Annotated in this window: 6 protein-coding genes; 4 read left to right on the plus strand and 2 right to left on the minus strand. The window is 71.1% G+C overall.

Annotated elements, in window-relative coordinates:
* The first annotated feature begins 69 nt into the window (after positions 1–69).
* From GCL72_RS09570 to GCL72_RS09585, 4 genes are all read left to right on the plus strand, one after another.
* Entirely contained in the window at positions 70–741 is a 672-nt protein-coding gene (locus GCL72_RS09570) for a DUF2291 family protein (RefSeq protein ID WP_153144494.1), read from the plus strand.
* Positions 738–2,432 carry a sugar ABC transporter ATP-binding protein gene (locus GCL72_RS09575; protein ID WP_153144495.1) on the plus strand — a complete coding sequence of 565 codons (1,695 nt, stop codon included), beginning with the start codon at positions 738–740 and terminating at the stop codon, positions 2,430–2,432. Before GCL72_RS09570 ends, GCL72_RS09575 begins: the two co-directional genes overlap by 4 nt.
* Positions 2,429–3,574: an ABC transporter permease gene (locus GCL72_RS09580; RefSeq protein WP_153144496.1), complete on the plus strand. Its 1,146-nt coding sequence runs from the start codon at positions 2,429–2,431 to the stop codon at positions 3,572–3,574. Before GCL72_RS09575 ends, GCL72_RS09580 begins: the two co-directional genes overlap by 4 nt.
* Before the next feature lie 110 nt (positions 3,575–3,684).
* Positions 3,685–4,671 (plus strand): D-ribose ABC transporter substrate-binding protein, encoded by a 987-nt coding sequence (locus tag GCL72_RS09585; RefSeq protein WP_153144497.1) that lies wholly within the window; start codon positions 3,685–3,687, stop codon positions 4,669–4,671.
* 144 nt (positions 4,672–4,815) lie between these two features.
* Here the strand turns inward: GCL72_RS09585 and GCL72_RS09590 are convergent, their stop codons facing one another.
* Together GCL72_RS09590 and GCL72_RS09595 are read right to left on the minus strand one after the other, a co-directional pair.
* The gene (locus GCL72_RS09590) at positions 4,816–5,610 is read right to left on the minus strand and encodes a GolD/DthD family dehydrogenase (protein ID WP_153144498.1); all 795 of its coding nucleotides are present in this window, start codon (positions 5,608–5,610) and stop codon (positions 4,816–4,818) included.
* A complete protein-coding gene (locus GCL72_RS09595; RefSeq protein ID WP_246161128.1) occupies positions 5,607–7,106 on the minus strand; it encodes an RbtT/DalT/CsbX family MFS transporter in 1,500 nt (499 codons plus the stop codon). The genes GCL72_RS09590 and GCL72_RS09595 overlap by 4 nt, the downstream gene beginning before the upstream one ends.
* Positions 7,107–7,175: the final 69 nt, after the last annotated feature.

Consider the following 7,175-nt stretch of genomic DNA (forward strand, 5'->3'; position numbering starts at 1 on the left):
AGTCTCCATCCTGCCCAACGGCCCGATCCCCGCCGGATCAGCCGCCCACCTGATCGGAGGCGAAACCGCATGAGCCGCGCGCAGACTCCGCGCATCACCCGGTCACGACTCGTCGGCGGCGCCGTGGTCGTCGTGCTGGCCGCGGCGATGCTGTTCAACACCCGTTTCCTCACGCCCGAGGAGGTCGACGCGCTGACCCCCGACGAGTTCGACCCGGCGGCGACGGCGGAGGACCTCCACGCGCAGGCGGCCGAGGAGCTGGTCGGCGAGCCGGCCGATCTGGACGCAGTCACCTCCGCGATCGCCGAGGACCCCGAGGCCGCGGCCGAGGAGTTCGAGGCGCTCTCCCCCAGCGAGGGCACCGACGCCTACACCGTCTCGGCCACCGGCACAGTGGAGGACGCTGACGAGAACACCCTGACGCTCGGCGTCGACGGGCTCTCCACGGAGCGTCCGGTGGTCGTGCCGGTGGGCACGGCCGTCGACGGCACGCTGATCCGCGACCTGACGGGCTTCGAGTTCGGCGACGCCCCGGGCCAGACCGGCTACCAGCAGGTCGGCAACGAGCTCGCCGCCCTGCTCCGCGCCGACGCCGCCGAGGCGCTGGGCGACGACCCGTCGAGCCTCGTCGACCAGGAGGTCACCGTCCGCGGCGTGCTGCGCCATGTGCGCACCGGCGGCGAGGCTCCGGAGGGCAAGCCGATCACCATCCAGCCCATCGAGCTGGAGGCCGACGGATGAGCCCGGCGGAGGAGACCGGGGCCGAGCCCTCGACGCCCGCCGCCACGACGGCGGAGTCGGCGCCCACCGCAGACCGCGCCGGCGAGGTGGTGCTGCGCGCCGTCGACATCAGCAAGACCTACGGCGTCACCCGCGCGCTGAAGGGCGTGAACTTCGACGTCCGCGCCGGCGAGGTGACGGTGCTCTTCGGCGAGAACGGCGCCGGCAAATCCACGCTGATGAAGATCCTCTCCGGCGTCGAGCAGCCCACCGCCGGGCATCTCGAGCTCGACGGCGAGCGCGTCGAGCTCGCTTCGACCTCGCAGGCCGTCGCCCGCGGCATCTCGATCATCCATCAGGAGCTGAACCTCAACGCCAACCTCACCGTCCGCGACAACATCTTCCTCGGCCGCGAGATCCTCGGCGCGCGCGGGATCGACTATCGGCGGCAGGCCGAGATCACCCGCGAGCTGATGGATCGGCTCGAGGAGCCCGTCTCCCCGGAGACGCTGGTCCAGGACCTGCGAGTGGGCCAGCAGCAGATCGTCGAGATCGCCCGGGCGCTGTCCACCGACGCGCGCATCCTGATCATGGACGAACCGACCTCGGCGCTGAGCACCTCCGAGGTGCATGTGCTCTTCGGGATCATCCGCGAGCTCACCCGCCAGGGCGTGGCGATCGTCTACATCTCCCACCACCTGGAGGAGGCCATCGAGATCGCCGACCATGCGGTGGTCTTCCGCGACGGCGAGCTGGTCGCCGCCGAGGAGGCCGAGCACATCGACCTCCCTTGGGTGGTGCACACGATGGTCGGCCGCGATGCCGACTACGACTTCCGCGACCGCGAGCGCCGCCACGGCGACGTCGCGCTCTCCGTGCAGGACGTCACCGTCGCCGACCCGTCGACCGGCAAGATCCCCGTCGACCATGTCTCGGTCGACGTCCGCGAGGGCGAGATCGTCTGCCTCTTCGGGCTGATGGGCGCCGGCCGGACCGAGCTGATGGAGGCGCTGGCCGGGCGCGACGAGCTCGCCGGCGGACGGGTGACGCTCGACGGCACCGACCTCGCCGGACGCGGCATCGGAGACCGCATCGCCCAGGGCATGGGCCTGGTGCCGGAGGACCGTCAGCGCGACGGCATCGTGCAGATGCAGTCGGTGGGGCGGAACATGGCGCTGGCCAGCCTGCGCACCTGGGTCCGCGGCTTCTTCCTCGGCAAGCGCGCGGAGTTCTCCAGCGTCGCGCGGACCATCAGTGACATCGGGGTGAAGACCGAGGGGCCGGATGCGCCGATCATGTCGCTCTCCGGCGGCAATCAGCAGAAGGCGGTCATCGGCAAGATGCTGCTGACCGCTCCCCGCGTGGTGCTGCTGGACGAGCCGACGCGCGGCGTCGACGTCGGCGCCAAGGGCGAGATCTTCTCGCTGCTCTTCGACGAGGCCGACCGCGGCCTGGGCGTGCTCTTCGTGACCTCCGACGTCGGCGAGGCGCTGACCGCCTCGCATCGGATCGTGGTGATGAGCCGCGGCCAGGTGGTCTGCGAGCTCGACCCCCGCGAGACCGGCCGCGACGAGGTCCTCGCCGCCGCGGAGGGCACCGTCCCGGAGCACGCGCGGACCTCCGCGACCGCCGGGACCTCCGGACCCGCCGGAGACCCCGAGAGCACTTCCCGCACCAGCAGCACGAGCACCACGAACGGAGCATCATCATGAGCAGCACGACAGCTCAGCAGGCGGCGGCGGAGACGCAGCGCGGCTCGCGGTTCTCCTTCTCCCTGGGCTCGGTCCTCGTGGAGGCCCGCGCCCTGGTGGCCCTGGCGATCATCATCGTCATCTTCGCCGCCCTGAACGACAACTATCTGGCGGTCAGCAATCTGACCACCATCGCCAAGGACGTCTCCTTCAACGCGATCATCGCCCTGGGGATGCTGATGGTCATCCTCAACGCCGGCATCGACCTCTCGGTGGGCTCCACCGTGGGACTGACCGGCGCCGTGGCCGGCAACCTCTTCCGCGGCGTCGACCTGCCGCTGACCGAGGCGGTGATGTTCCCCGCGACCTGGGTGATCGTGCTGATCTCGATCGCCGTGGGGATGCTCGTCGGGCTCGTCAACGGGCTGCTGATCTCCCGGCTCAATCTGGCGCCGTTCATCGTCACCCTGGGCATGCTCTACGTCGGACGCGGACTCACCCAGGTGCTGCTGGGCGGCACGAACATCACCAACGAGCTGCGCGGGCAGGAAGGACTGGGCAACACCGGGTTCTTCGAGATCTTCGCCAGCCGGCCGCTGGGCGTGCCGATCGCGGCCTGGGTGATGATCGCCGTCGCCGTGGTCTTCTCGCTGCTGCTGACCCGCACGCCGTTCGGCCGCTGGCTGTACTCCACCGGCAGCAACGAGCGCGCCGCCGAGCTCTCCGGCGTGCCGATCAAGCGGGTGAAGACGCGCATCTACGTGCTCACCGGCATGTGCGCCGGCATGGTCGGCATCCTGCAGATCGCGAACATCCGCTCCTCCACCGCCGACCTCGGCGAGTTCTACGAGCTCAACGCGATCGCCGCCGTCGTGATCGGCGGCGCGGCCCTCTCCGGCGGACGCGGCACTGTGCGCGGCACCATCATCGGCGCCTTCGTGATCGGCTTCCTGTCCAACGGTCTGGTGATCGTCGGCGTCTCCCCGTTCTGGCAGACCGTCATCACCGGCGCGGTGATCATCCTCGCCGTCGCGGTGGACCAGATCCAGCAGATCGTCCAGCGCCGCCGGGCGCAGGCCCGCGCCGTCGCCGAGGCCCGACGAGTCTCCGAGCAGGCCGAGCGCGACCGGGACTCCGAGGGGAAGGAGGCCGCCGGCGTCTGAGCACGGAGCCGGCGTCGCGGCAGGGGCGCGGCGCGCCCGCCGCCGACGTCGACCGGACCCGCCGATCGCCTGATCGGCATCACCCGCACCGAATCCAGAAAGGCACCACCATGCGACGCACCATTCTGAGCACCACGGCGGCGATCGCCGCGACCGGACTCGCCCTGACCGGCTGCGGCGGCTCCGAAGAGGCCGACGCCGGCGGCGAGGGCGGCGGAGGCGAGGGCGGCGGCGAGATCTCGATCATCACCGTCGACCCGTCGAACCCGTACTGGTCGGCCGAGATCGACACGGCCGAGACCGTCGCCGAAGAGATGGGGTACTCCACCGACACCTCGGCCCACGGCAACGATCCCGACGAGCAGACGCGGCTGATGGAGACCGCGATCAACAACGACGTCGACGGGATCCTGCTGGACCCGGCCGGAGCCGACGAGTCGGTGGCCATCGTGCAGAAGGCCGTCGACGCCGGGATCCCGGTCTCGCTGGTCAACGCCGAGATCGCCGAGACCGGACTGGCCGAGGCGCAGATCGTCTCCAACAACGCCCAGGGCGCGACCGTCGGCGCCGAGGCCTGGGCGGAGGCGATGGAGTACGAGGGAACCTATGTGGAGCTGCTGGGCAAGCCCAGCGACAACAACGCCCAGGTCCGCTCCGACGGCTACGAGGGCGTGCTCTCGCAGTACCCGGACCTCGAGAAGGTCGGCGAGGAGATCGCCAACTGGGACCGGCAGGAAGGCCAGGAGAAGATGGAGCAGCTGCTCTCCCGCTACCCGGACATCGACGGCGTGGTAGCCGGCAACGACGAGATGGCCCTGGGCGCGATCAACGCGCTGGAGCAGGAGGGCGCCCTCGACGACGTCGAGGTCCTCGGCTTCGACGGCAACGACGACGCCGCCCAGGCGGTGGCCGAGGGCGACATGGCCGCCACCGTGCTCCAGCCCATCACCGAGGGCACCACTCAGGCGATGGAGGTCCTCGACGAGGTCATCCGCACCGGAGAGTCCCCGCTGGAGGACGAGAAGGTCGCCCTCGACTGCGTGCTGATCACCGAGGAGAACGCCGACCAGCTGCAGGGCTTCTCCCTGGAGCAGTGAGCGGCCGGCCCTCCCCGGCAGACTCAGCGATGGCTCTGGAGTTCGGGCCGAAACTCCCCCGTATCGGGGGCCGGCCCGAACTCCAGAGCCATCAGTCGTGTGCGGGTCCGGACGGCGCCGGTCCTCGGGAGCCCCGAGGGCGGATCACACGATGGTGAAGCCGCCGTCGATGCGCAGGTCGGCGCCGTTGACCATCGCCGCCTCCGTCGAGGAGAGGTAGACGACCGCCGCGGCGATCTCCTCCGGCTCGGCGAATCGACGCGTCGGGATCTGCTCCTGGTGCGCCTCGCCGTGCGGACCGTCCCAGGCCTGCTTCCCCAGCTCGGTCATCACCACGGTCGGCGAGATCGTGTTGGCGGTGACGCCGTGCGGCCCGAGCTCGCGGGCCAGCGACGCCGTCAGCCCGAACAGCCCGGACTTCGAGGCGCCGTAGGCGGCGTGCTGGTCCAGGGCGACGTGCGCCGCCTGCGAGGCGATGTTCACGATGCGTCCGTGCCCGGCCTCCTTCATCCGCCGGGCGGCGGCCTGACAGGCGTGGAACGTGCCGGTCAGGTTGACCGAGAGGATCGTCTCCCAGGTCTCCGGCGCCAGCTCCTCGACGGGGGCCAGGGCGACGACGCCGGCGGAGTTGACCAGGATGTCCATACGGCCGTGCGCGTCGGCGATGTCGCCGAAGACCTCCTCCACCGCCGCGGCGTCGGTGACGTCGACCGTGCGGGTGTCGACGCCGCCGCCGTCGGGGTGGTCGGCGCGCAGCCGCGCGGCCGCGACCTGGAGCCGCTCGGCGTCGCGGTCGGCGAGCACCACCGTCGCGCCCTGGCCGGCGAAGCCGCGGGAGATGGCCTCGCCCAGCCCGGAGGCGCCGCCGGTGACGACGGCGACGCGGCCGGTCAGGTCGAAGAGCCGCGCGGGGCGCGGGGCGTTCTCGGTCGGGCTCATCGCTCTCCTCCTCGCAGGTCAGCGGAGTCGACGGAATCGACGGCGTCGACGGCGTCGGCGGTCGGGCCTCCTGCAGGAGTCGGACTCTGCGGGGTCTCGACGCGGGCCGGGTCCAGCTCCTCGGCCGGGCGACGCCGGCCGAACAGCCGACCGTGCTTCTCCTTCTCCTCGTCCTCGGGGACCTCCAGGTGGCGGATCATCAGGAAGGCGCAGCCGTAGAGGGCGACGAACACCCAGACGACCAGGGAGTTGCGCGCGAAGTCCCCCATGCCGAACCACTCGGCGACAGTGAACACGACGGCGACCACGGCCGAGCCGAGGAAGGTCGCCCCGCCGGCGGCGGTGGTGTACATCGCCATCGCCGCGCCCTTGTGGTCCGGGGCCAGCGCCGGCATGATCGCGCCCATCGGCACGAATCCGGCCAGCAGGCATCCGAAGACGCAGCCGGCGACGACGGAGAGCAGGTAGCCCCAGGTGGATCCGGCCGGGACCAGGTGCGGGACGTACCACCAGAGCAGCAGGCCGATCGCCGAGCCGGTGATGCCGAACCACTTCACCGTCCGGCGCCAGCCCCACCGGTCGCCGATGGCGCCGAAGACCGCGTTGACCAGGATGTTGGTCGCGTAGACGGCGACGGTCATCGCCAGCCAGCGTGACTGGCCCCACTCGAGGGTGGTGGCGATGACTGCCGGCAGCACGATGAACATGCCGAACTGCGGGGCGGTGTTGATCAGCCGGACCAGGAAGCCCATGGCCACCCTGCGATTGGTGAACGTCAGCCGCAGCCCGGCCGTGATCACCTGCATCGACGTCTCCCCCTCCGGGGCGAGGCGCCGGCTGCCGCGCGCGTCGCGCACGCCGAACCAGCCCACCAGGAAGCCGAGGGCGACCAGTCCGCCGGCCAGCCACATCGCGCCGGTCTCGCCGACGCCGCCGACGCCTCCGCCGCCGAAGGCCGGGATCGCGCCGATCGCCACCAGTGAGCCGAGCGTCGGCAGCCCGCCGGTGTACATCACGTAGAACCAGCCGATCGCCGTGGAGTTCCGCTCCGGCGGGGCTGTGACGTTGATCCAGACCAGGAAGGCGAAGGCGAACATCGGGAAGCCGAAGCCGCGCAGGAAGTAGGTGACCGCGGCCATCTCCACGCTGCCCAGCGAGAGCGCGACGAGGAACAGCACCTGGAACAGCAGGAAGACCGCCGCGCCGACAGCCATGACCCGGCGCGGCCCGAAGAGGTCGGAGAGCGCCCCGGCCAGGTAGGAGGCGATGAGCACCGAGACCGAGTGTCCGGTGATGATCGTCGAGACCGTCGCCTCCGGGGAGCCGAGGACGTCGACCATGTGCGGGGTGAGGATATTGGACTCCACCCCGACGCCGGTCATCACCAGCAGCACGGCGAGGAAGCCGAAGCGCAGCAGATGCGGGATGCCGATGCGGTCCAGCCGCGTCTCGTCAGGGTGCCCGGCGGCCAGCGGGCCTCGCGTCGCCGTCGTCATGCGGTTTCGCCTCCGATCAGGTGGGCGGCTGATCCGGCGGGGATCGGGCCGTTGGGCAGGATGGAGACT

The organism is Nesterenkonia halophila (assembly GCF_009467795.1).
In the GTDB taxonomy this organism is placed as follows: domain Bacteria; phylum Actinomycetota; class Actinomycetes; order Actinomycetales; family Micrococcaceae; genus Nesterenkonia; species Nesterenkonia halobia.

Excerpts from the sequence above, each read along its gene's own strand:
- GCL72_RS09575 (WP_153144495.1), top strand. The coding sequence starts at position 738 with ATGAGCCCGGCGGAGGAGACCGGGGCCGAGCCCTCGACGCCCGCCGCC.
- GCL72_RS09585 (WP_153144497.1), top strand. The coding sequence starts at position 3,685 with ATGCGACGCACCATTCTGAGCACCACGGCGGCGATCGCCGCGACCGGA.
- GCL72_RS09595 (WP_246161128.1), bottom strand. The coding sequence starts at position 7,106 with ATGACGACGGCGACGCGAGGCCCGCTGGCCGCCGGGCACCCTGACGAG.
- GCL72_RS09590 (WP_153144498.1), bottom strand. The coding sequence starts at position 5,610 with ATGAGCCCGACCGAGAACGCCCCGCGCCCCGCGCGGCTCTTCGACCTG.
- GCL72_RS09570 (WP_153144494.1), top strand. The coding sequence starts at position 70 with ATGAGCCGCGCGCAGACTCCGCGCATCACCCGGTCACGACTCGTCGGC.
- GCL72_RS09580 (WP_153144496.1), top strand. The coding sequence starts at position 2,429 with ATGAGCAGCACGACAGCTCAGCAGGCGGCGGCGGAGACGCAGCGCGGC.